Source organism: Dietzia natronolimnaea, from assembly GCF_002289575.1.
Taxonomy (GTDB): Bacteria; Actinomycetota; Actinomycetes; order Mycobacteriales; family Mycobacteriaceae; genus Dietzia; species Dietzia natronolimnaea_A.
Map to the genome: position 1 here is coordinate 50,945 of NZ_NTGA01000025.1, position 26,069 is coordinate 77,013.

Annotated in this window: 27 protein-coding genes and 1 tRNA gene; 17 read left to right on the forward strand and 11 right to left on the reverse strand. The window is 69.7% G+C overall.

Features of this window, described 5'->3' with window-relative positions:
• Window positions 1-22 precede the first annotated feature (22 nt).
• Window positions 23-1,117 (forward strand): serine hydrolase domain-containing protein, encoded by a 1,095-nt coding sequence (locus CEY15_RS14050; RefSeq protein WP_095718965.1) that lies wholly within the window; start codon window positions 23-25, stop codon window positions 1,115-1,117.
• A 57-nt stretch (window positions 1,118-1,174) separates the two neighbouring features.
• Here CEY15_RS14050 and nadE read toward each other — a convergent pair whose 3' ends face one another.
• A complete protein-coding gene (nadE, locus tag CEY15_RS14055; RefSeq protein ID WP_017836564.1) occupies window positions 1,175-2,047 on the reverse strand; it encodes an ammonia-dependent NAD(+) synthetase in 873 nt (290 codons plus the stop codon).
• A 237-nt stretch (window positions 2,048-2,284) separates the two neighbouring features.
• Between nadE and ykgO the strand changes: the two genes are divergently transcribed.
• The 5 genes from ykgO (at window position 2,285) to nrdF (ending at window position 6,897) form a co-directional block, all read left to right on the forward strand.
• Window positions 2,285-2,407: a type B 50S ribosomal protein L36 gene (gene ykgO, locus CEY15_RS14060; protein WP_003852698.1), complete on the forward strand. Its 123-nt coding sequence runs from the start codon at window positions 2,285-2,287 to the stop codon at window positions 2,405-2,407.
• A 536-nt stretch (window positions 2,408-2,943) separates the two neighbouring features.
• Entirely contained in the window at window positions 2,944-3,174 is a 231-nt protein-coding gene (gene nrdH, locus CEY15_RS14065) for a glutaredoxin-like protein NrdH (RefSeq protein ID WP_017836563.1), read from the forward strand.
• Window positions 3,175-3,228: 54 nt separating this feature from the next.
• A complete protein-coding gene (gene nrdI / locus CEY15_RS14070; protein ID WP_095718966.1) occupies window positions 3,229-3,675 on the forward strand; it encodes a class Ib ribonucleoside-diphosphate reductase assembly flavoprotein NrdI in 447 nt (148 codons plus the stop codon).
• A 68-nt stretch (window positions 3,676-3,743) separates the two neighbouring features.
• A complete protein-coding gene (nrdE, locus tag CEY15_RS14075; protein ID WP_245847627.1) occupies window positions 3,744-5,825 on the forward strand; it encodes a class 1b ribonucleoside-diphosphate reductase subunit alpha in 2,082 nt (693 codons plus the stop codon).
• Window positions 5,826-5,880: 55 nt separating this feature from the next.
• Window positions 5,881-6,897, forward strand: coding sequence for a class 1b ribonucleoside-diphosphate reductase subunit beta (gene nrdF, locus CEY15_RS14080; protein WP_017836560.1), 1,017 nt, complete (start codon window positions 5,881-5,883; stop codon window positions 6,895-6,897).
• Window positions 6,898-7,029: 132 nt separating this feature from the next.
• On the opposite strand, the gene CEY15_RS14085 is transcribed toward nrdF, so the two are convergent.
• A complete protein-coding gene (locus CEY15_RS14085; protein WP_245847626.1) occupies window positions 7,030-8,214 on the reverse strand; it encodes an ABC transporter substrate-binding protein in 1,185 nt (394 codons plus the stop codon).
• A gap of 250 nt (window positions 8,215-8,464) precedes the next feature.
• On the opposite strand from CEY15_RS14085, the gene ctaD reads away from it, so the two are divergent.
• The 3 genes from ctaD (at window position 8,465) to CEY15_RS14100 (ending at window position 12,440) form a co-directional block, all read left to right on the forward strand.
• Window positions 8,465-10,225, forward strand: a complete 1,761-nt coding sequence (gene ctaD / locus CEY15_RS14090; protein WP_095718968.1) for an aa3-type cytochrome oxidase subunit I — start codon at window positions 8,465-8,467, stop codon at window positions 10,223-10,225.
• A 176-nt stretch (window positions 10,226-10,401) separates the two neighbouring features.
• Window positions 10,402-11,631, forward strand: coding sequence for a phosphoserine phosphatase SerB (gene serB, locus CEY15_RS14095; RefSeq protein ID WP_095718969.1), 1,230 nt, complete (start codon window positions 10,402-10,404; stop codon window positions 11,629-11,631).
• Window positions 11,628-12,440 carry an aminoacyl-tRNA hydrolase gene (locus tag CEY15_RS14100; RefSeq protein WP_095718970.1) on the forward strand — a complete coding sequence of 271 codons (813 nt, stop codon included), beginning with the start codon at window positions 11,628-11,630 and terminating at the stop codon, window positions 12,438-12,440. The genes serB and CEY15_RS14100 overlap by 4 nt, the downstream gene beginning before the upstream one ends.
• A gap of 155 nt (window positions 12,441-12,595) precedes the next feature.
• Here the strand turns inward: CEY15_RS14100 and CEY15_RS14105 are convergent, their stop codons facing one another.
• Both CEY15_RS14105 and CEY15_RS14110 read right to left on the reverse strand, forming a co-directional pair.
• Window positions 12,596-14,704 carry an ATP-dependent DNA helicase gene (locus tag CEY15_RS14105; protein ID WP_095718971.1) on the reverse strand — a complete coding sequence of 703 codons (2,109 nt, stop codon included), beginning with the start codon at window positions 14,702-14,704 and terminating at the stop codon, window positions 12,596-12,598.
• A 63-nt stretch (window positions 14,705-14,767) separates the two neighbouring features.
• Entirely contained in the window at window positions 14,768-16,114 is a 1,347-nt protein-coding gene (locus CEY15_RS14110) for a nicotinate phosphoribosyltransferase (RefSeq protein ID WP_095718972.1), read from the reverse strand.
• 104 nt (window positions 16,115-16,218) lie between these two features.
• Here CEY15_RS14110 and clpS point away from each other — a divergent pair, with 104 nt between their 5' ends.
• The 7 genes from clpS (at window position 16,219) to CEY15_RS14145 (ending at window position 21,004) form a co-directional block, all read left to right on the forward strand.
• Complete coding sequence (clpS, locus tag CEY15_RS14115) at window positions 16,219-16,512, forward strand: ATP-dependent Clp protease adapter ClpS (RefSeq protein WP_042329498.1); 294 nt, start codon at window positions 16,219-16,221, stop codon at window positions 16,510-16,512.
• A 4-nt stretch (window positions 16,513-16,516) separates the two neighbouring features.
• Entirely contained in the window at window positions 16,517-17,128 is a 612-nt protein-coding gene (locus tag CEY15_RS14120) for a DUF2017 domain-containing protein (RefSeq protein WP_095718973.1), read from the forward strand.
• A 10-nt stretch (window positions 17,129-17,138) separates the two neighbouring features.
• Window positions 17,139-17,825, forward strand: coding sequence for a rhomboid family intramembrane serine protease (locus CEY15_RS14125; RefSeq protein ID WP_017836551.1), 687 nt, complete (start codon window positions 17,139-17,141; stop codon window positions 17,823-17,825).
• Entirely contained in the window at window positions 17,822-18,637 is an 816-nt protein-coding gene (gene murI / locus CEY15_RS14130) for a glutamate racemase (RefSeq protein WP_031264803.1), read from the forward strand. Before CEY15_RS14125 ends, murI begins: the two co-directional genes overlap by 4 nt.
• A gap of 82 nt (window positions 18,638-18,719) precedes the next feature.
• Window positions 18,720-19,499, forward strand: a complete 780-nt coding sequence (locus CEY15_RS14135) for an MBL fold metallo-hydrolase (RefSeq protein WP_095718974.1) — start codon at window positions 18,720-18,722, stop codon at window positions 19,497-19,499.
• A gap of 66 nt (window positions 19,500-19,565) precedes the next feature.
• Window positions 19,566-20,357, forward strand: a complete 792-nt coding sequence (gene rph / locus CEY15_RS14140) for a ribonuclease PH (RefSeq protein ID WP_031264802.1) — start codon at window positions 19,566-19,568, stop codon at window positions 20,355-20,357.
• The gene (locus CEY15_RS14145) at window positions 20,354-21,004 is read left to right on the forward strand and encodes a non-canonical purine NTP pyrophosphatase (protein WP_176475125.1); all 651 of its coding nucleotides are present in this window, start codon (window positions 20,354-20,356) and stop codon (window positions 21,002-21,004) included. Before rph ends, CEY15_RS14145 begins: the two co-directional genes overlap by 4 nt.
• A gap of 6 nt (window positions 21,005-21,010) precedes the next feature.
• Here the strand turns inward: CEY15_RS14145 and CEY15_RS14150 are convergent, their stop codons facing one another.
• Both CEY15_RS14150 and CEY15_RS14155 read right to left on the reverse strand, forming a co-directional pair.
• On the reverse strand, window positions 21,011-21,385 hold the full coding sequence (locus CEY15_RS14150) for a DUF3817 domain-containing protein (RefSeq protein WP_017836546.1): 375 nt from the start codon (window positions 21,383-21,385) through the stop codon (window positions 21,011-21,013).
• Window positions 21,382-21,939 carry a hypothetical protein gene (locus CEY15_RS14155; RefSeq protein ID WP_095718975.1) on the reverse strand — a complete coding sequence of 186 codons (558 nt, stop codon included), beginning with the start codon at window positions 21,937-21,939 and terminating at the stop codon, window positions 21,382-21,384. The genes CEY15_RS14150 and CEY15_RS14155 overlap by 4 nt, the downstream gene beginning before the upstream one ends.
• Before the next feature lie 58 nt (window positions 21,940-21,997).
• Here CEY15_RS14155 and CEY15_RS14160 point away from each other — a divergent pair.
• A tRNA-Leu gene (locus CEY15_RS14160) sits at window positions 21,998-22,079 on the forward strand.
• A gap of 35 nt (window positions 22,080-22,114) precedes the next feature.
• On the opposite strand, the gene CEY15_RS14165 is transcribed toward CEY15_RS14160, so the two are convergent.
• The 5 genes from CEY15_RS14165 to CEY15_RS14185 form a co-directional block, all read right to left on the reverse strand.
• A complete protein-coding gene (locus CEY15_RS14165; protein ID WP_095718976.1) occupies window positions 22,115-22,504 on the reverse strand; it encodes a CBS domain-containing protein in 390 nt (129 codons plus the stop codon).
• Between the two features lie 66 nt (window positions 22,505-22,570).
• A complete protein-coding gene (locus tag CEY15_RS14170) occupies window positions 22,571-22,921 on the reverse strand; it encodes a P-II family nitrogen regulator (protein WP_095718977.1) in 351 nt (116 codons plus the stop codon).
• Entirely contained in the window at window positions 22,918-24,402 is a 1,485-nt protein-coding gene (locus CEY15_RS14175; protein WP_095718978.1) for a DUF1538 domain-containing protein, read from the reverse strand. The genes CEY15_RS14170 and CEY15_RS14175 overlap by 4 nt, the downstream gene beginning before the upstream one ends.
• Before the next feature lie 162 nt (window positions 24,403-24,564).
• Window positions 24,565-25,104 (reverse strand): gluconokinase, encoded by a 540-nt coding sequence (locus CEY15_RS14180; protein WP_095718979.1) that lies wholly within the window; start codon window positions 25,102-25,104, stop codon window positions 24,565-24,567.
• A gap of 39 nt (window positions 25,105-25,143) precedes the next feature.
• Window positions 25,144-26,028, reverse strand: coding sequence for a maleylpyruvate isomerase family mycothiol-dependent enzyme (locus CEY15_RS14185; protein WP_176475126.1), 885 nt, complete (start codon window positions 26,026-26,028; stop codon window positions 25,144-25,146).
• Between the last annotated feature and the right edge of the window lie 41 nt (window positions 26,029-26,069).

Here is a 26,069-nt window from a genome sequence, read left to right on the forward strand (position 1 = left end):
CGGGTGGGCGTAGGGTCATCCCATGGATCGGTTGGACACCGTCGTCGGAGAGCTCGACGCCCTGGTCGACGCCGGGCGGCTCACGGGTTTCGTCTGTGGGGTCAGGCAGGACGGCCGGACGCTGATCGCAGCGGGCGGGTCGCGGTCCCCCGACGGGTCCGCGCTCGACCCGGACACGGTGTTCCCCCTGTCGTCCAACACCAAGCCGGTGGGCGGCGTGCTCGCGCTGCGGATGGTCGAGCTCGGGATCCTCGCGCTCGACGACCCGGTCGCCACCCTTCTGCCGGAGTTGTCCGCCCCGCGGGTCCTCACCCGGCCCGGCGGACCGATCGACCGGACCGTACCGGCCGGCCGACAGATCACCCTCCGACACCTGCTCACCATGACCGCCGGCGTCGGATGGGCGGGAGAGGGCAGTCCTCTCACCGTCGCCATGGGCGAGCGACAGATCGCCCCGGGACCCTATCCCCCTCCGATGGAGCCGGACGAGTACCTGCGGCTGCTGGGCTCGCTGCCCCTGGCTGATCAGCCCGGGGTGGGCTGGTACTACCACACCAGCAGCGACGTGCTGGGTGTTCTCCTGGCGAGGGCCACGGGGGCCACCGTGGCCGACCTGGTGGCCGACCACATCACCGGCCCGCTCGGTCTCGCGGACGTGGGATTCACCGCCGACCGCGAACGTCTCCCCACCAGCTACGGGCTCGGCCCCGACGGGGGTCTGCGCGCGCTGGACACCGTGGACCGGTTCGCCCACCCGCCGCGCTTCGAGTCGCTGGCGTGCGGTCTGACCTCGACCGTCTCGGACTACCTCGAATTCCTCGACGTCCTCGTCGGCGGCGGGGTCGTCCTGGGGCCGCAGTATGTGGAGGCGATGACGACTGACCGCCTGACCCCGCGACAGCGGGCCGACGCGGAGGGGTTCATCGCACCCGGCTGCGGGTACGGGATGCAGGTCGAGGTCCGTCCGGACGGGGCCGTCGGTTGGGCCGGTGGTTTGGGCACCATCGGTTACGTCGACCGGCGCACGGGCCGGGGCGCGGCGGTGTTCACCACACAGTCCTACGACGTGCCGGGGACGGCGGAGGCGCTGGACACCGTGTGGGCGCTGCTGCGGTGACCGATCGGTGGTGATCGATCGGTGGTGACCGATCAGTGGTGGGCGACCCCGGGGGGCTCAGCCCTCGCGCCACCAGGTGTCCAGTGGCGTGGCCGGGACCGCCCGCTTGTGGCGGGTGGCCAGGAACAGTTGCTCGATCCGGTCGACGGCCTCCGCCGACACGCCGTCGCGGCCCTCGAGGTAGTCGTCGATCTGCTCGTAGGTCACGCCCAGCGCCTCCTCGTCGTGAATGCCCGGACGGTCGTCCTCGAGATCGGCGGTGGGAAGCTTCTGCCAGGTCGACTCCGGCGCGCCCAGGTATCGCAGGAGCGCGGCGCCCTGGCGCTTGGTGAGGCCTGTCAACGGGGTGAGATCGACCCCGCCGTCGCCGTACTTCGTGAAAAACCCCGTGACCGCCTCGGCCGCGTGATCGGTTCCGACGACGAGGTGGCCCAGCTGACCGGCCACGGCGTACTGGGCGACCATCCGCTGACGCGCCTTGACGTTCCCCCGGACGAAGTCCCGCAGCGGACCCCCGTGGTCGGGCAGCACCTCCAACGCCTCGGCAGTAATCGCTGACATGGTGGCCGACGCGGGCTGAACGTCGACGGTGACGCGGGCGTCGGGTCGGATGAAGTCCAGGGCCACGACGGCGTCGGCCTCGTCCGCCTGGGTGCCGTGGGGCAGGCGCATGGCGACGAATCGAGCGGTGGGCAGGCCCTCGTCGCGCAGCTTCTCCGCGGCGAGTTGGCAGAGCCGACCTGTCAGGGTGGAGTCCTGGCCACCGCTGATGCCCAGGACGAATCCCGTCGCCGGGGTGCTGCGGAGGTAGTCGGCCAGGAACGTCACCCGACGATCCACCTCCATCGCCGGATCGATGTCGGGGCGGACGCCGAGCTCGTCGATGATGGACGCGCGGAGCGCGCTGATGCCGGGAGAGGACTGGGTCATGGCGTCAGCATAGGAAGCCCGTGTGACTTCTGCGTGACATGGGGGAAGGACACGACGTGACGTGCGGACGGGACAGGGTCGATGCACGGGTCCGCCGGTTGGAGTTCTGACGGGGGAGTCCGTTACGATAGACCAGTTGTGTGTCGTGCATCCGACCTCCGGGTCGGACGTGTCGCGCAGTCATCCCAGTCGTGTCGGCGGCCATCACGGCCGCCCCGAGAGCCTAAGGAGCGCCAGATGAAGGTCCGCAAGTCCCTTCGGTCGCTGAAGAACAAGCCGGGCGCCCAGGTTGTCCGTCGTCGCGGCAAGGTCTACGTGATCAACAAGAAGGACCCCCGTTTCAAGGCCCGCCAGGGCTGAGCCCGTCCGCGTGGGATCCCACGCACCCTCGAGGGCCCGCCACCGGTTCACCGGTGGCGGGCCCTCGTCGTCGTCGTCGTCATTGTCGCCGGGTGGTGCCGGACTGGCGCCGGACCGGGTGCGCCTGTGGAACGAATGGGGACAGGATGTGGGGTGCTTGGGGACGGCCTGTGGGGCGCCGGACCGGGTTCCCGTCGCCCGTTCGGGCGTGGCAGTGTGGCGGTCGGGGAGCGGCGCATCGGCATCCGGGACGGTCTTTCCCGCCGGGGGTGGGCGGTGTCCACAAGGCGGGATCGCGACCTGGGAATACCACCGTTGTAAGACCAAAATGTTGTGGTCCATTGACTCGTCGGACACTAGGGGTAGTGTCTAAGGCGTTGCGGCACCCGATGAATACCACTCGTGGCATTCGCGCTGCGAACCCTGTTAGACACCGCGGTTATCCACAGGCCGGGCTCACGCGCCGGATTAGATGACCGTCCGAGAAGTACCCCTCGCGCCTACGTGGCGCCCGTGCCGAAAGAGGTCCACCACTGATGGTCACCGTCTACACCAAGCCCGCCTGCGTCCAGTGCAACGCCACCTACAAGGCCCTCGACAAGCAGGGCGTCGAGTACCGGGTGGTCGACATCTCGGTGGACGACGAGGCGCGCGAGTACGTGATGGCCCTCGGCTACCTGCAGGCCCCCGTCGTGGTGTCCGGCACCGATCACTGGTCGGGATACCGGCCGGACCGGATCAAGGCTCTCGTCACCGTCGCGGCCTGACACCTGTCTGACACCGGGGGCGCCCGGAACACGTGTAATCCGAAGGGGGCAGTCATGGCGGCTCCGCTGCCGGCCACCGAGCCGGTGAGGATCGTCTACTTCTCCAACGTCTCCGAGAACACCAAGCGGTTCGTCGACCGGCTCGGGCTCCCGGCGCTGCGCATTCCCACGCGGAGGACCGAGGCCAGCCCGCCTGTGTCGGACCCATATGTTCTGATCGTCCCGACGTACGGGGGATGCCTCGAGGTCACCGGAGGAACCGGGGCGTCGGTCCCACGACAGGTCGTGGCGTTTCTGAACAACGCGCACAACAGAAGCCTCTGCCGGGGCGTCATCGCCGCCGGCAACACCAACTTCGGTGCGGACTACGCGGTCTCCGGCGATGTGATCGCACGCAAGCTCGGGGTTCCGTACCTCTACCGGTTCGAACTGATGGGCACACATGAGGACGTCATCCGCGTCCGCGAGGGATTGGAAGAGTTTTGGCAGCACCAACCGTGACCCCCGAAGGCACCATCGCCGGTGAGGCGGGCGAGGGGCAGCGTCTGGATTACCACGCGCTCAACGCCATGCTCAACCTCTACGACGCGGACGGGAGGATTCAGTTCGACAAGGACCGTGAGGCCGCGCGCGAGTACTTCCTCCAGCACGTCAACCAGAACACGGTCTTCTTCCACAACCTGGACGAGAAGCTGGACTACCTGGTCGACAAGAACTACTACGAGCGCGAGGTGCTCGACAAGTACACGCGCAACTACGTTCGCGAGTTGTTCGATCACGCCTACGCCAAGAAGTTCCGCTTCCCGACATTCCTCGGCGCGTTCAAGTACTACACCTCGTACACGCTCAAGACCTTCGACGGGAAGCGCTACCTCGAGCGCTACGAGGACCGCGTCTGCATGGTCGCCCTCACCCTCGCGGACGGCGACGAGACCCTGGCCCGCCGCCTGGTCGACGAGATCATCGACGGTCGGTTCCAGCCGGCGACCCCGACGTTCCTGAACTCGGGCAAGAAACAGCGCGGTGAGCCCGTCTCCTGTTTCCTCCTGCGTATCGAGGACAACATGGAGTCCATCGGACGCAACATCAACTCCGCACTGCAGCTGTCCAAGCGCGGTGGCGGGGTCGCGCTGCTGCTGTCGAACCTCCGCGAGCACGGCGCCCCGATCAAGCACATCGAGAACCAGTCCTCAGGGGTCATCCCGGTGATGAAGCTGCTCGAGGATTCCTTCTCCTACGCCAACCAGCTCGGCGCCCGCCAGGGAGCCGGCGCGGTGTACCTGCACGCCCACCACCCGGACATCTTCAAGTTCCTCGACACCAAGCGCGAGAACGCCGACGAGAAGATCCGCATCAAGACCCTGTCGCTGGGCGTCGTGATCCCGGACATCACGTTCGAACTGGCCAAGCGCAACGACGACATGTACCTTTTCTCGCCGTACGACGTCGAGCGGATCTACGGCAAGCCCTTCGCGGACGTCGACGTCACCGAGCACTACACCGAGATGGTCGAGGACAGCCGGATCAAGAAGACCAAGATCAACGCACGGCACTTCTTCCAGACCCTCGCCGAGCTGCAGTTCGAGTCCGGGTACCCGTACATCATGTATGAGGACACGGTGAACCGGGCCAACCCGGTCGCAGGCAAGATCACCCACTCGAACCTGTGCTCGGAGATCCTCCAGGTCTCCACCCCGTCGACGTACAACGAGGACCTCACCTACTCACACGTGGGCAAGGACATCTCGTGCAACCTCGGCTCGCTCAACATCGCCAAGGCCATGAACTCCCCGGATTTCGGAGCGACCATCGAGACGGCGATCCGGGGCCTGACCGCCGTATCCGACCAGACCCACATCGATTCGGTCCCGTCGATCGAGCGCGGCAACTCAGAGTCGCACGCGATCGGCCTGGGGCAGATGAACCTCCACGGCTACCTCGCGCGCGAGCGGATCCACTACGGATCCGAGGAGGGCGTGGACTTCACGAACATCTACTTCTACACGGTGCTCTACCACGCGATCCGGTCCTCGAACCTCCTCGCCCGTGAGCGGGGGACCTGGTTCGCAGGATTCCCGGAGTCCACCTACGCCTCGGGTGAGTTCTTCGACAAGTACACCGACCGGGCATGGGAGCCGGCCACCGAGCGGGTGCGCCAGCTGTTCGCCGACGCCGGCGTGGCGGTGCCCACCCAGGACGACTGGCGTGCGCTGAAGGCCGATGTGCAGCAGTACGGCATCTACAACCAGAACCTCCAGGCCGTACCGCCCACGGGATCGATCAGCTACATCAACAACTCGACCTCGTCGATCCACCCCGTGGCCTCCCGGATCGAGATCCGCAAGGAGGGCAAGATCGGCCGCGTCTACTACCCGGCGCCCTACCTGACCAACGACAACCTGGACTACTACCAGGACGCGTACGAGATCGGGTACGAGAAGATCATCGACACCTACGCGGCGGCCACGCAGCACGTGGACCAGGGCCTCTCGCTGACCCTGTTCTTCAAGGACACGGCCACCACCCGGGACGTCAACCGCGCCCAGATCTACGCCTGGCGCAAGGGGATCAAGACCTTGTATTACATCCGCGTGCGACAGCTCGCGCTCGAGGGCACCGAGGTCGAGGGGTGCGTCTCGTGCATGCTCTGACCCCGGTGCTACAGGCCTGCGCCCCGAACCGCCCCCGCCATCACGAGGAGATCCGATGACCGCCGAGCTGCACGCTCCGGGATCCCACAGCCCCGCCGCCGGGGTCGCCCCCCGGCTCGTCGACCGGGTGTCCGCGATCAACTGGAACCGCGTCACGGACGAGGTCGACGACCAGGTCTGGGGCCGGCTCACCAGCAATTTCTGGCTGCCGGAGAAGGTCCCGGTGTCCAACGACATCCCGTCGTGGCAGACCTTGACGGACTCGGAACAGGAGCTCACCACCCGGGTGTTCACCGGGCTGACCCTGCTGGACACGCTCCAGGGCACGGTCGGCGCGGTGAGCATGATCCCCGACGCGTCGACCCCGCACGAGGAGGCGGTGCTCACCAACATCGCGTTCATGGAGTCGGTCCATGCCAAGAGCTACTCCACGATCTTCTCGACGCTCTGCTCCACCCCTCAGATCGATGACGCCTTCCGCTGGGCGGAGGAGAACACCTACCTGCAGCGCAAGGCCCACATCACCCTCGGGTACTACTCGGGCGAGGACCCCCTCAAGCGCAAGGTCGCATCGACCCTCCTCGAGTCGTTCCTCTTCTACTCGGGCTTCTATCTGCCCATGCGCTGGTCGTCGCGCGCCAAGCTCACCAACACCGCGGACATCATCCGGCTCATCATCCGGGACGAGGCGGTGCACGGGTACTACATCGGTTACAAGTACCAGCGCGGTCTGGAGCAGATCAGTCAGGCGGAGCGCGACGAGCTGAAGGACTACACCTTCGAGTTGCTCTTCGAGCTGTACGACAACGAGGCGGACTACACCGAGGACCTCTACGACACCGTGGGGTGGACCGAGGACGTCAAGAAGTTTCTGCGCTACAACGCCAACAAGGCGCTGATGAACCTCGGCTACGAGGGGATGTTCCCCAAGGACGAGACCAACGTCGACCCCGCGATCCTCTCGGCGCTCAGCCCGAACGCCGACGAGAACCACGACTTCTTCTCGGGCTCCGGCAGCTCCTACGTCATGGGCAAGGCCGTGGCGACGGAGGACGAGGACTGGGACTTCTGAACCAACCGTCGTCCTCACCTCACCCCGGCCCCTGGTCAGGCGCCGGGGTGAGGTCGTCGGGCTGATGTAGCGGGTCGGCAGGGTCGGCCGGTCCACGCGCGGCCGGATCGTCCGGATCGGCCGGCTCCCCGTCTAACCGTCCGGGGCGATCCCGTTGATGGAACTCCTGATGTCGTCCAGGACCGCTCGTGCGGCCACCGGGCCGGAGCCCTCCCACACGGCCCGGTCCACCACGAACATGCGGCGGGCTCCGACCGCGTCGAGTTCCGTCCACCGGTCGGTGGCGAATGTCTCCCGCGCGGACTGTTCGGAGCGGTCGCTGCCCCCCACCACGGCAAAAATCACGTCGCCGTCCAGTTCATCTCCCACGGGAGGCGACTCCGGCGCGGGCCCGATCCGCTGGCCGTCCCGGGTGCGCTGGGCCGGGGGCCGGTTTGCCCCGACGGCCTCGAGCATGAGGCTGCCGAGGGTGTCCGGCTGCTGGACCTCTATCTCGCCTGCGTCGGAGACGGAGACGAGTGAGACCCAGGTGTCTCTGGGGGTTGTCGCGTCCGCGGTGAACCGCGCCCGGTCGATCACGTCCAACAGGAGGTCGCCGCCGGCCGTGGGGCGACCGTAGGCGTCGGCGATCGCCTCGGTGCTCTCGGCCCAGTTCAGGCTCCGCGCGTCGTAGACGACGGTCGGGGCGACGTCCGACAACGCCCGCACCAGACCGGGGTCGGGCTCGGGAGAGCCGGCCAGCACGATGAGATCGGGGTTCAGGTCCCGGGCGGCGTTCGCGGCGGCATCGGCATCGGCGCCGGCGTCGTCCTCGTCGTCGTCGTCGTCGTCGCCGCCCGTGTCGCCGGTGATGCCGAGGTCGGGCAGTCCCACCAGGGGCGCGGGAAGGTACACGTCGGCATCCTGGGGCAGTCCGGAGATCCCGACGACGAGGTCCTGCAGTCCCAGAGCGCACGCGACGTCCACGGCACCGCTGCCGAGGGCCAGGATCCGTTCCGGAGAACGGGGGACCTCCACCGTCGAGTCGACAGGGTCCGCGGACGCGACCTCTCGGACCCCGCTGCCGGGGAACTCTGCCGACACCGGTGCGGGCGCACACGACTCCTCGGGTTCGGCGGCGCGCTGGAGTTCCTCGCCGGCCATCCGGGACGGGGTGGTGGTGACGGGGTGCTCGACCATGTCGACGGGGGAGGGCCCGCACCCCGCGAGGGCCAGACCGGCGACAAGGGGGCCCGCGATGCCCGCCATGACCCGCACGGGGGTGGAAACGTACCCCCGCCCGCGATGGCGGAGTCGGCCCGGCGCGTGATCGGTCATGAAGGAGAGCCTAGGAGATGGGTCGTGAGCGCGGTCTAAGGGGAGGTCGTGGCGGGTCGGAGCGCGATCCCGGGCGTGTCGTCATGGAGGCGGATTACCGCAGATGACCCGCCCCGACGAGTTCGGCGGGGTGAGTGGTGGACGCTCTCAGCGGAGGGTTAGGATTGCCCTCACGCACTATTCCTTTGCGTTCGACGTGGGGTCGGTGGTTCGACCCACGGCGTCGGGTGAGGCGTTCAGGAGGACCCTTATGACCGCAGTGGCCCCCAAGCCGGTCGACGATCTCGACCATCCGCCGGGCGAACCCACGGGCACCGCCCGGCCGGGCTCGTTCGTGTGGAAGATGATGACGACGACCGATCACAAGCTGCTCGGCCTGATGTACATCGTCACCTGTTTCGTCTTCTTCTTCATCGGCGGGCTCATGGCCCTGCTCATCCGGGCGGAGCTCTTCGTCCCGGGCATGCAGTTCCTGTCCAACGAGCAGTTCAACCAGCTGTTCACCATGCACGGCACGGTCATGCTGCTGCTGTACGGGACCCCGATCGTGGTCGGGTTCGCGAACTACATCATGCCGCTGCAGATCGGTGCCCCCGACGTCGCCTTCCCGCGACTGAACGCCCTGGGCTACTGGCTGTTCACGGCGGGCGGCATCATCATGCTCTCCGGGTTCATCACCCCGGGCGGCGCGGCAGCGTTCGGCTGGACCATGTACATGCCACTGGCCGACAAGATCCACTCGCCGGCCGTTGGCGCGGACCTGTGGATCCTCGGTGTGGGCATCGGCGGTATCGGCACCATCCTCGGCGCCGTCAACTTCGTCACCACGATCATCTGCCTCCGCGCGCCCGGCATGACCATGTTCCGTATGCCGATCTTCACCTGGAACATCCTGGTGGCGTCGGTCCTGATCCTCCTGATCTTCCCGCTGCTCACCGCCGCCGCCCTCGGCGTCTTCTACGACCGTCAGTTCGGTGGTCGCATCTACGACCCGGGTAACGGTGGCGCCATCCTGTGGCAGCACCTTTTCTGGTTCTTCGGTCACCCCGAGGTGTACGTCTTCGCCCTGCCGTTCTTCGGCATCGTCTCCGAGGTCTTCCCGGTGTTCTCCCGCAAGCCGCTCTTCGGCTACGCCGGCCTGATCTTCGCGACCCTCGCGATCGCCGCACTGTCCATGGCGGTCTGGGCACACCACATGTTCGTCACCGGCGCCGTGCTCCTGCCGTTCTTCTCCTTCATGACGTTCCTCATCGCCGTTCCCACGGGCGTGAAGTTCTTCAACTGGATCGGCACGATGTGGCGCGGAAAGATGACATTCGAGACGCCGATGGTCTTCGCGCTCGGCTTCATCGTGACCTTCCTCTTCGGTGGTCTGACCGGCATCATGATGGCCGCGGCGCCGATCGACTTCCACATCTCGGACACGTACTTCATCGTCGCGCACTTCCACTACACGCTCTTCGGCACGATCGTGTTCGCGACGTTCGCCGGCGTGTACTTCTGGTTCCCCAAGATGACGGGCCGGATGCTCGACGAGAAGCTGGGCAAGCTGCACTTCTGGCTGATGTTCATCGGCTTCCACACCACGTTCCTCGTGCAGCACTGGCTCGGTAACCAGGGCATGGCCCGTCGCTACGCCGACTACCTGGCGACGGACAACTTCACCGTCCTCAACCAGATCTCCACCATCGGGTCGTTCATCCTCGGCATCGCGATGCTGCCGTTCATCTGGAACGTCATCAAGAGCTGGCGCTACGGCGAGATCGTCACGGTCGACGACCCGTGGGGTGCGGGCAACTCGCTCGAGTGGGCGACCTCCTGCCCGCCGCCGCGCCACAACTTCGTGACCCTGCCCCGGATCCGCTCCGAGCGCCCGGCGTTCGAGCTCCACTACCCGCACATGAGTGAACGCATGCGCGCAGAGGCCCACGTCGGTGGCCGGGCCGCCGCCCAGGACCCGGCCGCCGTCAAGGACGTCGCCGAGCGCGGCACGTCACCGCAGAGGGGCTGACCCGGCCGCCCGTACTCACCCACGGGCTCCGGACCCCGCTGAACCCCGTCGGTAGGCTCGCCCTCCGGCGGGGTTCGGCGCGTGTCGGCCCAGGCCCTTCACCCCCGGCCACGGCCTGCACCCGCCTCCCGGTCCCCAGGACCACCCGCCAGATCCAGCACTCGTCAGGAGCACACGTGAGCACCCCCGGTACCCCGGCACTCCTCACCGTCACCGGCCCCGACCGGCCAGGCGTCACCGCGAGGGTCATGTCGGTCCTCGCCTCCCACCACGCCGACCTGGTGGACGTGGAACAGGTCGTCGTCAACGGGCACCTCTCCCTCGGTCTCATGGTCCGGGTGGAGGCGGACGCCGATGCCGTGACCGTGGTCCGCGAGCTCACCGAGCAGATCCACGACCTGGGGATGCAGCTCGAGGTCCAGTTCGACGACATCGCGCCTCCCACCCCGCCGTCCACCCACGCGGTGGTGATCCTCGGTAGCCCGGTCACCGCGTCGGCGTTCTCGGCGGTGGCCGGTTCGCTCGCGTCGATCGGCGCGAACATCGACACGATCCGCGGGATCGCCGACTACCCCGTCACGGGTCTGGAACTGCACGTCTCTACCGCCGATCGCGACGCCGCCGACGACGCGCGACTGCGCGAGGCGATGGCCCCCCTGTCGGACGCGCACGGCGTCGACATCTCGGTGGACGGCGCCGGCCTGGGACGCCGCTCCAAGCGTCTGGTGGTGTTCGACGTGGACTCCACGCTGGTCCAGGGCGAGGTCATCGAGATGCTGGCCGCACACGCGGGTAGGGAGGCAGAAGTCCGTGCGGTCACCGAGCGCGCGATGCGAGGTGAGTTGGACTTCGCCCAGTCCTTGCACGAGCGGGTGGCCACGCTCAAGGGGTTGCCGGCCGGCGTCCTCGACGAGGTCGCGGCGAACATCGTGCTGACCCCGGGTGCGCGGACGACCATCCGGACCCTCAAGCGGCTGGGTATCCGCTGCGGTGTGGTGTCGGGCGGGTTCATCCAGGTGATCGCGGGTCTCGCCGAGGAGCTCGGGTTGGACTTCGCACGGGCCAACACTCTCGAGATCGAGGACGGGGTGCTCACCGGCCGGGTCGTCGGCGAGGTGGTGGACCGGGAGGCCAAGGCCGAGTACCTGCGCCAGTTCGCCGAGGAGCTCGGGATCTCCCTGAGCCAGACCGTCGCGGTCGGGGACGGGGCGAACGACATCGACATGCTCTCCGCCGCGGGGCTGGGGATCGCGTTCTGCGCCAAGCCCGCTCTCCGCGAGGTGGCCGACGCGTCTCTGTCCAAGCCGTTCCTCGACACGGTCCTGTTCGTCCTCGGCATCACGCGCGATGAGATCGAGGCGGCCGACACCGCCGCCGGAACCTATCGCCGCGTCCCGCTCGTGTGACCGACGGTTCGGTGCCCGAGGGACCGGGGGGCGACGGACCACTGCCCGACGGACCACTGCCGGGTGGTCTCGCGACCGGTGCCGCGCTCGACTGGTGCCACTCGCGACTTCGCGCAGGCTCGGCCGGGGCCGAGGATCCCGACGACCGCGCCACCGTCCGTTCCATGCCGATCGTGCTGCACCTACCCAAGGCGGACCCGCCCGGACGGACCCCGTTGCTCGAGGCGGTCGCGGGCGCCGTCGCCGCGCTGTGTCTGGACGAGCGCGTGGCCCCCGGCGGGCGCTGGCACGAGGCCTACGCGGCGTGGCTGGACGCCCGGATGCGCAAGATCGCCCGGCGTGCGCGAGGCGCGCAGTGGCGCACCGCTCTCGAGGTCGACGGAGTGACCCGCGAGGTGGACGGCTGCGCGGCCAGGGCGTTCGTCCCCGGCCCGGTCGACGACGTGGACCCGCGGCTGGGTCGCCTGCAGATCGGGGGCACCGACCTCGCGCGGGATGATCCGGGCCCCCCGCCCCCGGGAGTCCCGGTGGTGTGGGTGGACAGGACCCTGGAGATGTCCGTGGGCAAAGCCGCCGCCCAGGTCGGTCACGGGGTGATGGTGCTGATCGCGGAGATGGACCGCGACCGGCTCGAGCGGTGGATCGACGACGGGCTGCGCGTGGCGGTCCGGGAGGCGGACCCCGCTCGGTGGCAGGAGCTCTCGACAGCAGTGTCCGCTCGTGCCCCAGGGGTGGCTGCTGTCGTCGACGCCGGGTACACGGAGGTCGCGCCGGGATCGCTGACGGTCATCGCCGTCGACCAGGGCTGACACCCGCAGCTCGGCAACGGCATTCACCCACAGCCGCTCCCTGCTCTGAACGGCCGCGTGCGCAGCGGGGCAGGCGAGAGTTCATCGCCGCGGGCGGCTGCGGCTGGGGGAGCAGGCGCTGGAGCGGATGCGGCTGGGGGAGCAGGGCGGCGGTCTCAGGCGTCGCGCAGCCGCTCGAGGGCGCCGATCACCACGTCCCGGTCGGTGGTCTGCCAGAACGGGGGCAGGGAGGCCCGGAGGTACCCGCCGTAGCGGGCGGTGGCCAACCGGGAGTCGAGGACGGCCACGACGCCCCGGTCGTCGGTTCGGCGCAGGAGCCGCCCCACGCCCTGGGCGAGGAGCAGCGCGGCGTGGTTGCCGGCGACGGCGAGGAAGCCGTTGCCACCGCGGGCCCCGACCGCCCGCTGGCGAGCCGAGAGCAGGGGGTCATCCGGCCGTGGGAACGGGATGCGGTCGATCACCACGAGCGAGAGCGACCGTCCGGGCACGTCGACGCCCTGCCACAGCGAGAGGGTGCCCACCAGCGTGGTCTCCTCGTCCGCCGCGAACTGCGCCACCAGGTTGGCGGTCGAGTCCTCGCCCTGGCACAGCACCGGGGTGTCGAGTCGTTCGCGCAGCAGTTCCGCCGCGGCCTTGGCCCCGCGCATCGAGGAGAAGAGCCCGAGGGTGCGTCCGCCGGCAGCGGTGACGAGGTCGACCAGCTCGTCACCCGCCTCGGGGGAGGCGCCCTCCCGGCCCGGCGCCGGGAGATGCGAGGCCACGTAGAGGATGCCGTTGCGGCGGTAGTCGAAGGGCGACCCCGCGTCCAGCCCGGTCCAGCGGAGGCTGCCGGCGTCGTCGTCGGAGGGCGGTTCCAGGGCGACGGCGGTCGCGGGGTCGGGACGGGCGGACGAGGCCGGCGGAAGCCCCCAGGTGGCCGCCAGGCCGTCGAACTTCCCGCCGGTCGTGAGCGTGGCGGAGGTGAGGATCACCGTCGACTCGGCGAACAGCCGCGCCCGGAGCAGCCCTGCCACGGAGAGCGGGGCCACGCGCAGGATCCGGCCGCGGCGGTCCTCCTCGCTCATCCACACGATCTCCAGACGCTCGGCCACCGGGCGCTCGTAGGAGGAGAGCATCCGGTCGGCCGCGTCGGCGACCTCGTCGAGTGCCGCGAGGGTCTTCTGCCGGTCGGAGGCGCCCTGGGGATCGTTCGCGACCTCGCCGGGCTTGGGGCCGGGAACGGCGCTCCGGCAGTTCTCGGCGGTGTGTCGGACCGCGGCCAGCGCGAGGTCGGCGCCCTCGGGCAGGAGGTCCCAGCGTCCCTCGGGACACAGCTCGAGCAGGCTCGCCAGACCCTCGCCCGCCGCCACCATGCGATCGGCGGTCTGCTGATCGACGAGTTTGGCCGCGCGGCGGGCCGCCTGGATCACGGCCGCACCGGTGAGCTCCGCCGTCGTCACGCCGGTCACCCGGTCGGACAGCTCGTGGGCCTCGTCGATCACCACCGCGTCGTGCTCGGGGAGGATGGAGACGTCGGTCATGGCGTCGATCGCGAGCAGGGCGTGGTTGGTCACCACCACGTCTGCGCGTCCCGCCTCCTGCCGGGCCAGTTCGGCGAAGCACTCGGAGAACTCGGGGCACAACTGCCCGAGGCACTCGCGGCTGGTCACCGACACCTGGCGCCACGCCGCGTCGGACACCCCGCGGGGCAGGTCGTCGCGGTCGCCGGTCTCGGTGTCCTGCGCCCAGTCGTGCAGTCGGGCGATCTCCCGGCCGAGTCGCGACCCGGGCCCCGCGTCGCGCGGGGAGGACTCGCGGGGGGTGCGGGCGGCCGTGGACTCGCCCCCGAGGGGAAGGTCGAACAACTCCTCGGACACCACCTCCTCCGGATCGGCCTCGTCGACCGGGCCGGATGCGACGCGGTGGAGGCACAGGTAGTTCCCGCGGCCCTTGAGAATCGCGTGTGAGGGCGTCACCCCGAGTTCAGGCTTGAGGGCGGCGGCCAGGCGGGGGAGGTCGCGGTCCACGAGCTGGTTCTGCAGGGCGATCGTGGCAGTGGAGACCACCACGGTGCCCCCGGTCTCCACGGCGTGCCGCAGCGACGGCACGAGGTAGGCCAACGACTTCCCGGTCCCCGTCCCGGCCTGGACGGCCAGATGCTCGCCGGTGGCCAGGGCGTTGCCCACCGCCTCGGCCATCCGGACCTGTCCCGTCCGCTCGGTGCCGCCCAGGCTCTCGACCGCGGTGGCGAGCAGCTCGGAGACAGGGGGAAGCGAGTCGGTCACCCGGTCACCCTAGCGGCCCGATCCGACGATCCAGAGGTGTGCCCGGCTGCGGGTGGACGAGCGCTACGGACGCGGCGGCACCACACGCACGGGGACCGCCGGCTCGCCCTCGCTCAACGCCAGGCCCTCCCACGGCAGCGTCACTATCGCAGACTCGTGGAACGCCCGCGACTCCTCCAGGGTCGGCAGGTCCGGAACGGGGTCGCCGTCTCGCATCAGGGGGACCATCAGATCCCTCTGATCGAGTCCGGGTTCAGCGTTCAGGGACCCCGCCCACGGCAGGAGCACCTCCTCGACCGCGGTGCCGGACCGTCGGTGGAGGCGGACCGCTCGCTTGGCGCCCGGTAGGGACTCCTTGTGGGTCGATCGTTTGGCCACCGGTATCCCGTCCACCTCGACGAGCTTGTAGACCATCCCCGCGGTGGGGGCGCCCGAGCCGGTCACCAACCGGGTACCCACCCCGTAGGCGTCGACGGGTTCGGCCCGCAGCGCCGCGATCGCGTACTCGTCGAGGTCCCCGGAGACCACGATCCTGGTCCCGTGGGCGCCCAGGGAGTCGAGCTGCACACGCACCTGGCGGGCCAGCATCCCGAGATCGCCCGAGTCGATGCGGACCCCGCCCAGCCCGGGACCGGCCACCTCGATCGCCGTGGCCACGCCGCGGGTGATGTCGTACGTGTCCACCAGCAGGGTGGTGCCCACACCGAGGGCGGCGACCTGCGAGCGGAAGGCGGACGCCTCGTCGGGGCCGTCCGGACCGGTGTGCAGCAGCGTGAACGCGTGCGCCGACGTGCCGGCGGAGGGGACCCCGTGCCGTCGGGTGGCCTCGACGTTCGAGGTGGAGGCGAACCCCGTGAGGTACGAGGCGCGGGCCGCGGCCACCGCGGCCTCCTCGTGCGTGCGGCGTGAGCCCATCTCGATGATCGGGCGGCCGTCCGCCGCGGAGGTCATGCGCGCGGCGGCGGACGCGATCGCGCTGTCGTGATTTAGTACGGACAGCACCAGTGTCTCCATCAGCACGCACTCGGCGAACCCGCCCCGGACGGTCAACACCGGGGACCCCGGGAAGAACAGTTCCCCCTCGGGGTACCCGTCCATCCGCCCGGTGAAACGGAAGTCCCGCAACCACCCGAGGGTCCGCTCGTCGAGCGAGTCGGCCACCGTCGCCAGCTCCTGCTCCCCGAAGCGGAAGTCGCGGAGACGCTCCAGGAGCCGGCCGGTGCCTCCGACGACGCCGTACCGGCGACCGGCGGGCAGCCGCCGGGCGAACACCTCGAACACGCAGGGACGGTCGGCGGTGCCGTCGGCCAGCGCGGCGCTGATCATCGTGAGCTCGTATTTGTCCGTGAGTAGGGCGGTGGACGGACGGCCCGGCGGGTGAGGGGCGCGCGTCGGCGCGGTCGAGGTCACCCGGACGACTCTACGGCGTGGCCGACCCGGCGGTAATCCGTATCCTTGGCCCTATGCACACCGTCACCACACAGAACGCGGACGTCCGGAGCGTCGTCCCCGTGATGGCGATGCCGTCGGCCGCACCCGTGGAAGCCACGGAGACCGAGCGCGACGCCGGGGTGGACAGTCCCTGGCTCACGGTCGTGTGGGACGACCCGGTCAACCTGATGAGCTACGTCACCTTCGTGTTCCAACGGGTCTTCGGCTACAGCCGCGAGAAGGCGCACGAGCTCATGCTCAAGGTCCACAACGACGGCCGCGCCGTGGTCTCCTCCGGGAGCCGGGACAAGGTGGAGAACGACGTCCGCAAGCTGCAGGAGGCCGGACTGTGGGCCACGATGCAGCGGGAGGCCTGAGCTCGTGAAGGCCTGGCAGCGCAAGACCTCCCTCACCGGCCCGCGGGTCAAGGCGGTCATGGAGGGGCACGAGGTGCAGATCCTCCACGCCCTGGTGTCCAACATGGTCGACATGTTGGAGCAGCGTCGCGACTCCGCACCGAGGGATGAGCTGGCCGAGATCACCGGGATGCGCAGCGGCCACTCCGAGCTCCCCGCCGAGGCCCCGCTCGCCCGCCTGCTCCCGGATTTTCATCGGCCCGAACCGGGGAGCGCGTCCGACGCGGATGCCGCGGCGGTGGCCCGCGCCCACAACTCGGGGATGCGCATGCTCCACGAACCGGAGATCATCGACGCCAAACTCGCGGCGGCCTCGACGGTCCTGAGGTCGCTCCCGGCACGCGGGGGGACGGTCTCGCTCAGCCCCGAGCAGGCGCAGGCGTGGATGGGCTGTCTCAACGATGTGCGGCTCGGCCTGGGCGCATTGCTGCTCGAGGCCGGAGCGGTGGACGGGGTCCCGGCCACGGACATCCCCGAGTTCGTCGAGGAGGACGACCCGAGGTCGGCGCACCTGGACGTCTACCACTGGTTGACCTTCATGCAGGACTCCCTGTGTTCGGTTCTGACGGGGAAGTGAGGAGAGCACGGTGAATCCAGATCCACGCACGTTCCGGTCGGGGGGCGTCCAGACCGCCCGGCCCGTCCCCCAGGGACCGCGCCGCTGGCCGGCACTGATCCTGCTCTTCGCCTTTGTCGCGCTGATGTGGGTGGTCGAGGCGGCTGATCAGGTCATCCAGGCCGCCATCGGGCCGCCCCAGACCCTCGACAACTACGGTGTCCGCCCCCTGTCGACCGACGGGTTGCTCGGCATCATCTTCCAACCCTTCCTCCACGGGGACTGGGCTCACCTCATCGGCAACTCGATCGCCCTGCTCGTGTTGGGGTCGATCATCGCGATGTCCGGTATCCGGCCCCTGATCAGCGTCACGCTCATCTCGTGGCTGGCGTCGGGCGTGGTGTCGTGGATCCTGGGCGGGCCGGGGACCGTGCACATCGGCGCGTCGGGGATCGTGTTCGGCTACATCTTCTACGTGATCGTCCGTGGACTGTTCTCCCGGCGGTTCCTGCACCTGCTGGTCGGGCTCGTCATCGGCTTCTACTACGGGTTCGAGGCGCTCGCCGGTCTGTCCCCGATGCTGGACGGCGTGTCCTGGCAGGGGCACCTCGGTGGCGCCATCGGCGGCGTGCTCTCGGCCTATGGGCTCAAGCGTGACCGCAGGCCGCAGGCGGTCACCGCCGGGCAGCCGGGGTGGAATTCCGGTCCGCGCAGGTGACGACCCCGGACCCACTGGCCCCGATCGGGGTCTTCGACTCCGGGGCGGGCGGTCTCACCGTGGCCCGGGCCATCATGGACCAGCTCCCGGACGAATCGCTGATCTACGTGGGGGACACGGCCCACGGGCCGTACGGGCCCCTGCCGCTGGCGCGGGTCCGCGAGCACGCCCTGGCGGTCGCGGACTCCCTCGTCGACCGGGGGGTCAAGGCTCTGGTGATCGCGTGCAACACCGCATCGGCGGCGATGCTGCGGGACGCGCGCGAGCGCTACCCGGTGCCGGTGGTCGAGGTGATCCAGCCGGCGGCCAGGCGGGCGGTGGCCACCACGCGGTCGGGTCGCATCGGGGTGATCGCCACGCGCGCCACGGTCGCCTCCCTGGCCTACGACGACGCCGTGGCCGCCGCGACCGGGGTCGAGCTGACCTCGGTGGCGTGTCCGAAGTTCGTCGAGTTCGTCGAACGCGGCATCACCAGTGGCCGGCAGGTCCTGGGCCTGGCGGAGGCGTACCTCGCCCCGATCCGGGACGCCGACGTGGACACCCTGGTCCTGGGGTGCACCCATTACCCGCTGCTGTCCGGGGTGGTCCAGCTCGCGGTGGGCGATCACGTCACGCTGGTCTCCAGCGCCGAGGAGACCGCCAAGGACGTGGTGCGCGTGCTCACCTCCCAGGACCTGCTGCGGCCCCACGACGCGCAGACCCCGGCCCTGCGGGAGTTCCTCGTGACCGGTGACCCGGACAGTTTCCGTCGGGTGGCGTCCCGATTCCTCGGCCCCGACCTGGTTGCCGTCGGCCGCGCGGCCGCGGTGTGAGTCCTCCCCGCCGACGGGCCCGGGACCGCGCTCGGGAGCACACCCCGGGCGGCGGCGGGCGGGTCGTGGCACGATGGTGCCCATGCTTCTGACAGTCCTGGGTTGCTCGGGGAGTATCGGCGGACCCACCTCGCCGGCATCCGGGTATCTGGTGGAGGTCGAGGGGATCGGGCCCGTCGTGATCGACATGGGCCCCGGGGTGTTGGGGGCTCTGCAGCGGTACGCCTCGCCGGAGACCGCCACCGTCCTGTTGTCCCATCTCCACGCCGACCACTGCCTCGACGTCCCGGGCCTGCTGGTGCTGCGACGCTTCGGCCCGGAGGCCGAGCACGCCGTGCGCATGCCGCTCATCGGACCCTCCGGAACCGCCTACCGGATCGGCGTCGCCTCGTCGGAGGAGCCGGGCGCCGTGGACGATCTCTCGGACACGTTCGAGGTGGGGTCGTGGGAGGTCACTCCGGACGTGGAGTTGAGGGGCGACGACGACGAGGTGGCCCTGCGTGTGCGGGCCGACCGGGTGGATCACCCGCCGGAGTCCTACGGGCTGAGACTGACCTCGGCGGACGGTCGCGTCCTGGCCTACAGCGGCGACACCGCCTACTGCGAGGCGTTGATCCAGCTCGCGGCGGGGGCGGATGTGTTCCTCTGCGAGGCGTCGTGGACCCACGAGGAGGGCCGCCCACCGGGGATCCACATGTCCGGTGCGGAGGCGGGTCGCACCGCACGACTGGCAGGGGTCGGTCGGCTGGTCCTCACCCACATCCCGCCGTGGACGGACAGCGAGGCCGTGCGCGCGGAGGCCGCCGCGGAGTTCGACGGCGAGGTCATGCTGGCGGAACCGGATCTGCGACTCGAGGTCTAGCTTCTTGAGTTCTCGCTCGAGAGCTGCGCGGTCGACGAGCGGCGGTGGCCGCTAGGATCGGCGGGCGTGACCTCATCTACTGACGGCAGAACAGACGGACGCGCGGACGGCGACCTGCGCGACGTGACCCTCACGCGCGGATTCACCTCGCACCCGGCCGGCTCGGTTCTCGTGACCTTCGGCCAGACCCGCGTCATGTGCACGGCGAGCGTGACCGAGGGCGTGCCGCGCTGGCGCAAGGGGTCGGGCCTGGGGTGGCTGACCGCGGAGTACGCGATGCTCCCGGCTGCGACCCACGAGCGTTCGGGGCGCGAGTCGGTCCGCGGCAAGGTCGGGGGACGCACCCACGAGATCAGCCGCCTGGTGGGCCGGTCGCTGCGCGCGTGCATCGACCTGTCCGCGCTGGGGGAGAACACCATCGCTCTGGACTGCGACGTACTCCAGGCTGACGGCGGCACCCGCACCGCCGCGATCACCGGGGCCTACGTCGCGCTGGCAGACGCGGTGACCTGGCTGGCGGCCAAGGACGCCGTCACCGGCAACCCGCTGACGTGTGCGGTCGCGGCCGTGAGCGTCGGCGTGGTGGACGGCCGTGTCCTGTGCGACCTGCCCTACGAGGAGGACTCGCGCGCAGGGGTGGACATGAACGTCGTCTGCACGGACGCCGGGGAGCTCGTCGAGGTCCAGGGGACCGCCGAGGGCGCCGCGTTCGGACGGGACACCCTCAATGCGATGCTGGACTCGGCCCAGGCCGGCTGCGAGCGGCTGTTCGAGCTGCAGCGACAGGCCCTCGCGGCGCCCTACCCCGGCGAGCTGCCGATGCCCCCGGCCGCCCGGAGCGCGGGGCGTCAGCGGTGACCGTGCGGCTGCTGGTCGCCAGCCGGAACGCCAAGAAACTCGCCGAGCTGCGACGGGTCCTGGACTCCGCGGGGATCGACGGCATCGAACCGATCGGCCTGGACGAGGTGCCCGACTTCCCCGAGGAGCCGGAGGACGGCGCGACATTCAAGGACAACGCCCTGATCAAGGCGAGGTCCGGGTGGAAGGCGACGGGCCTGGCGTGTCTGGCCGACGACTCCGGGCTGGCCGTGGACGCGCTGAACGGGATGCCGGGCGTGCTCTCCGCTCGCTGGGCGGGCCGTCACGGCGACGACGCGGCCAACAACGCGCTGCTGCTGGCACAGCTCTCGGACGTGCCCGACGAGCGTCGTGGCGCGGCCTTCTTCTCCAGCTGCGCACTGGTGTACTCGGCACGGGATTCGGCGCCGTCGACGGCCACGCTCATGACGCGGGTCGCGGAGGGGCGCTGGGCCGGACAGGTTCTGCGGGAGCCCCGGGGCGAGCGCGGATTCGGTTACGATCCGCTGTTCCTGCCCGAGGGCTCGGACCGCTCCGCCGCCGAACTCACGGCGGAGGAGAAGGATGCCGACTCCCACCGCGGTCGGGCCCTGCGGGCGCTCGTGCCGGCGTTGCGGGAGCTCGCTGAGCGCGGGATGCGGCGCTGAGCCAGCTCAGACCGCGTACTCGGACCTGACGTCCCGGGTCCGCATGTGCTCGAACCAGAACGACAGGAACGGGACCGTCCCGGCCAGTGCGGTCAGCAGGGTGCGGGAGGCCGGCCAGCGGGCCTTGATGGCCAGGTCGAGTGTCATGAACAGGTAGAAGATGTAGAAGACACCGTGTGCCTGGCCGATGTAGGTGAACCAGTCGGGGGCATCGGAGGAGTTCTCGATGATCAGGTACTTGTAGATCATCTCCACCGTCAGGACCAGCAGCCACACACCGGTGATCCACGCCAGGACGCGGTACCGCGCGAGCGCGCCGCGGATCTTGCCGCCGGGGTCCGGCTTGCGGTGGTCGGTCTCCGGGGTGGCGTCAACGGTCATGTGTCGGTTCTCTCCTCGTGACGGTCGCCGGCGGCCGCGTCCTGGCGGGCCAGTTCGGCGAGGTATGAGTTGTAGGCCTCCAACCCCTCGTCGCGGGTCGGTTCCTCCGCGACGGGGCGCCGGGCGGGGAGGAGGTCGGCGGGGATCTCCGTGACGGCCCGTTCCCGCCGGCGCGCACCCCGGCGAGGGGGCGTACCGCCGGGGCGGGCGCCGACCTCGTCGTCGTCACCCTCACCGTCCGCGTGTCCGGCGGCACCGGCACCGGCCTCGGACACGGCCGTGTCGGCCTCGTCCGCCTCCAGCCGTACATACCTCAGGTAGGCGTACACGAGGAAGCCCGCCAGGAACGGCCACATGAAGGTGTAGCCGAGGTTCTGGACCGTGCCCGTGGCCTCCTGGTAGCGGTCCAGCTGCCAGAGGCCCATCCCCAGGCAGAAGATCGCACCGAGCACGACGAAGGCGATCCACGAGGGGCGGTGCCTGACCTTGGCGGAGACCGGTGGACCGGAGGCGGCGTCGCCTCCGACCGTACGGGTGCTCAGGCTGTCGGACACCCCTCAACGATACCGCCGACGGCGCGGTAAGCTCACCTCGCCCGGTACCCCCGGGCGGGCGCCCGTGGCGGAATTGGCAGACGCGCTGGATTTAGGTTCCAGTGTCTACGGACGTGGGAGTTCAAGTCTCCCCGGGCGCACCGTTGTCGGTCGCGGGCCGGTCGAGCTCGTGTGGTCAGTCGAGGTCGTCGATCAGTCGCGCGAGGATGTCGTTCATCGTGAGCAGTCCGATGAGCTCGTTGCCGCGGACCACGACCAGGCGGTTGAGGTGGTACCGGCTCATCATGGCCGCGGCCTGGTTCACCGACAGGTCCTCACCCACGGAGATGGCGGGCTTGACGGCGGCGTCGTACACGTTGAGCAGGTCGACGTCGCCCTCCTCGACGATGATCGCCCGCAGCAACTCGTTGTAGCTGAGCAGGCCGTGGGCGTCGTGGGGGTGCTGGCGTTCCACGACGAGGCTCTTGACCCGATGGGTGCGCATCATCGACAGCGCCTCGCGCAGGGTGGCGAAGGGGGAGACGGTGATCACCTCGGGGACCATGACCTGCGTGACGGTGAGCATGGGGGACCTCCTGTGGGGTCGTACGGTCGGAACGGGTGGGCGGACGGACGAGCAGGCTGGCGCGGCTCAGGTGTTCTCCCGGCGCATGTACTCCTCGAACTTGACCAGCTGCCGGGGGTCGATCCCCGTGAGGTGTTCGATGGGGACGTTGAAGGCGATGCCGCGGGAATTGTCCCCGTCGACGAGGATCTCGTGCAGTGCCTTGAGGATCGGGGTGGCCAGGTGGGTGCCCACGACCATGAGCAGCACCGACTGGGACCCTTCGAAGGTCAGGCCGAAGAAGGTCTTCTTCTGCTGCCCGCCGATGCCCTTGCCCTCCAGGATCGTCACCCCGGTCGCGCCCGCGCGTTGCGCGACCTCGATGGCGGGGTCCTCCAGTTCGGGAGGGGCGATCACTACGACGGCCGTGAATTTCATGACGCTTCCTTCTGCAGGCGGGGGATCTTGTCGAGGACGATGGCATAGAGCAGGACGGAGATGATCGGGAAGATCGAGGCGAAGGCGATCAACCCGAAGCCGTCGAGCAACGCGCTGCGGCCCTCGATCGCGCTCGCCAACCCGATGCCCAACGCGGTGACCAGCGGCACGGTGACCTCGGAGGTGGTCACCCCGCCGAGGTCGAAGGCCAGGGCGACGATGTACTTCGGGGCCAGAGCCAGCAGGACGAGCACCACGGCATAGGAGACCATGATGAAATAGTGCAGCGGCCCGCCGGTCAGGATGCGGAACACCCCCAGGGCGATCCCGACCGCCACCCCGGTGGCCACGACCAGGCGGATGGCGGTCGCGTTGATCCCGGCCGGTGAGACGTTCTCCGCCTGGTCCGCGACGGCGACCAGCGCCGGCTCGGCCATCGTGGTGGCGAACCCGATGAGCAGGGCGAACAGCAGGATCAGGGCGGGCACATCGCGATCAATCAGCTGCTCCGCCATCTGGGTGCCCAGGGGGAACAGCCCCATCTTCAGGCCCACCACGAAGGCGTAGAGCCCCACGAGCACCATGACGAACCCCACGGCCACCCGCAGTGGGTGGGACAGCTTGCGGCGCAGCGCGACGTACTGGAAGAACAGGACGACGATCACCATGGGCGCCACGTCGCGCACCATCTCGGCCAGCCCCACCACGTGTTCCAGCCAGAGGGGCGTCCCCCCGGTCTCCTCGGCTCCGGTGGTGGGTGTGCCGCCGCCACCGCCGAAGGTGTAGACCCACATGCCGTAGAGCTGCACCCCGATCATGGGCACCATCACGCACAGCGCCACCAGGCCGAAGCCGTCCGTGAGCGCGCTGCGGCCCCGGATCGAGTTGGCCAACCCGATCCCGATCGCGGCGATCAGCGGCACCGTCACGACGTTGGTGGTCACTCCGCCCGAGTCGAAGGCCAGGCCCACGATCTCCGGCGGGGCCACGAACGTGGCCACCAGGACCACGATGTACCCGCCGATGAGGATCCGGTGGACCGCCCAGCCCCGCAACACGCGCAGTATCCCCAGGACCAGGACGAGGCCGACGGACACCGCGATGACCACCCGCAGCACGACGCCGTCGATGCGCCCCTCACTGATCAGTTCCGCCTGCTCCGCCACCGCGATCAGGGCCGGCTCGGCCACGACCGCGGCGAACCCGATGGCGAAGCCGAAGGTGAGGAGCAGCCCGAGCGCACCGCGTCGGGTGAACTGGTTCGCGAGGTTCTTGCCCACCGGGAACACGCTGAGATCTAGGCCCTGGAGGAACAGGGCGATCCCCACCCCCACGATCAGCAGACCCGCGACCAGCTGCACGGGGTCCTCGGGTACCCGGCGGAAGACCAGCAGCTGGAAGGCCGCCACCACAGCCACGATGGGCAGCAGATTCCGCAGGGCCTTCCGGAACTCCAGGGCGAAGTGGCGGAGATGCTCCATTGAGGCTGGCGTCCTCTTCCGGGGTCGGGTCGACAGGCGGCCTGCCTCCCAGTCTGACGCACGACCCCGGGGGCGTCCACGAAACGGCGGCCCGACGGTGGTCGGGGCCCCCGGGACGGGGCTCGTCCACCGGCGGGCTCACCGATCACGTCACCGGCGTCGTTATGAGCGCAGCGCGGCGACGACCGTGGCGACGATCTGCTCCACCGACCACGAGACCGGGCAGGAGATCCCGTCCTCGTCCGGCGCCAGCGGCTCCAGCGTGGCCAGCTGGGACGCCAGGATCCGGGGGGAGGCGAAGTGCCCGCCCCGGGCCGCGAGCCGGGCCGCGAGAAGCTCCCGGCCGCCCCGGAGTTCGACGAAGAACACCGGGCGGTCGACACCCCGGAGGGCGTCACGGTAGGCGCGACGCAGCGCCGAACACGCGACGACGAGACCCACACCGGCGGTCGTCTCGGGGGCCGGATCGCGCCCCGACCCCGATGTGAACCGGCTCTGCTCCGCCATCCGGGTACGGACCGCCTCCAGCCACGGCTCGCGGTCGAGGTCGGTGAGCGGCTCGCCTGCGCCCAGCTTGCGGCGGTTGGCGGGCGGGTGCAGGTCGTCAGCGTCCACGAAAGGGGCGCCGATCCGTTCGGCGATCGCTTGCGCAACGGTCGATTTACCGGCACCGGTCACGCCCATCACCACGATGTGCGTCATCGGCGTCGTGACCGTCCGCTGCGGATCCGGCGACCGGGATCAGATGGTGAAGGCCATCGATTCGAGAATCCTCCGGCCCAGGTCCTCGTCGCCACTGATCTCCACACCGTTTCCGGGTTCCGCGGAGATCCTGCCGGTCGCGGCGCGGACGAAGGTCGGGGTGTCGAAGACCAGCTCGACCGTGACCCGTGCGGAGTCGTCGACGTCCACGAGCCCTGCCCGGCCGGCGACCAACACATCGGTGGCCAGGGACGGGTCGGTGTCAGAGCCGCCCTTCACCCGGAACCGGACCCGCGAACCGTCCGGGGCGCCGGCGTTCTTGCCCACGATCCGGGGCAGGGCGCGCACGATCTCCTCGAGCGCGAACCTCCCCACGCCGCTGTCGAGGTGGTGCGTCATGCCGAGGGCGTGACGGATGTCGTCCTCGTGGACCCAGCAGTCGAATACGCGCACTCCCATGAAGCGTCGGAACGGCACTCGGCCGACGGGGGAGTCGGTCTCGGCCTCCAGGTCCTCGGCGGTCATCTCGGAGAGCTGCATGGTGCGCTCGGCCACGACCTCGCGGAAGTCCGCGAACGCGTCCTCGACCGCCAGGGAGCGCGCCTCCTGGACGAACTTCTCGTTGAGCTCACCGATGGGGTTGCGGACGTACTCGTGGACGGAGTCGGGCAGGTCGACGTCCGGTACCGGCTCGCCGGCCAACAGGTGCTCGGTTCCGGCGATGTGCGCCACCACGTCGCGCACCGTCCAGCCCGGCAGCGCGGTCGGGGTGGCCCAGTCGTCCCTCTTGAGTCCCGCCAGGAGCTCGTCGAGATGGTTCCACTGCTGGATGAGGTGGCGGATCTCGGCGGGGGCCTCGTCGGGGGATCGGGTGCCGGCTCCTGTAGCGGAGGTGGCGGCGGAGTCGCTGTCCGTGGTGTCCATGACCACAAGGCTAGTGGGTGTCTCCGTTAGTTCGTCGGGGG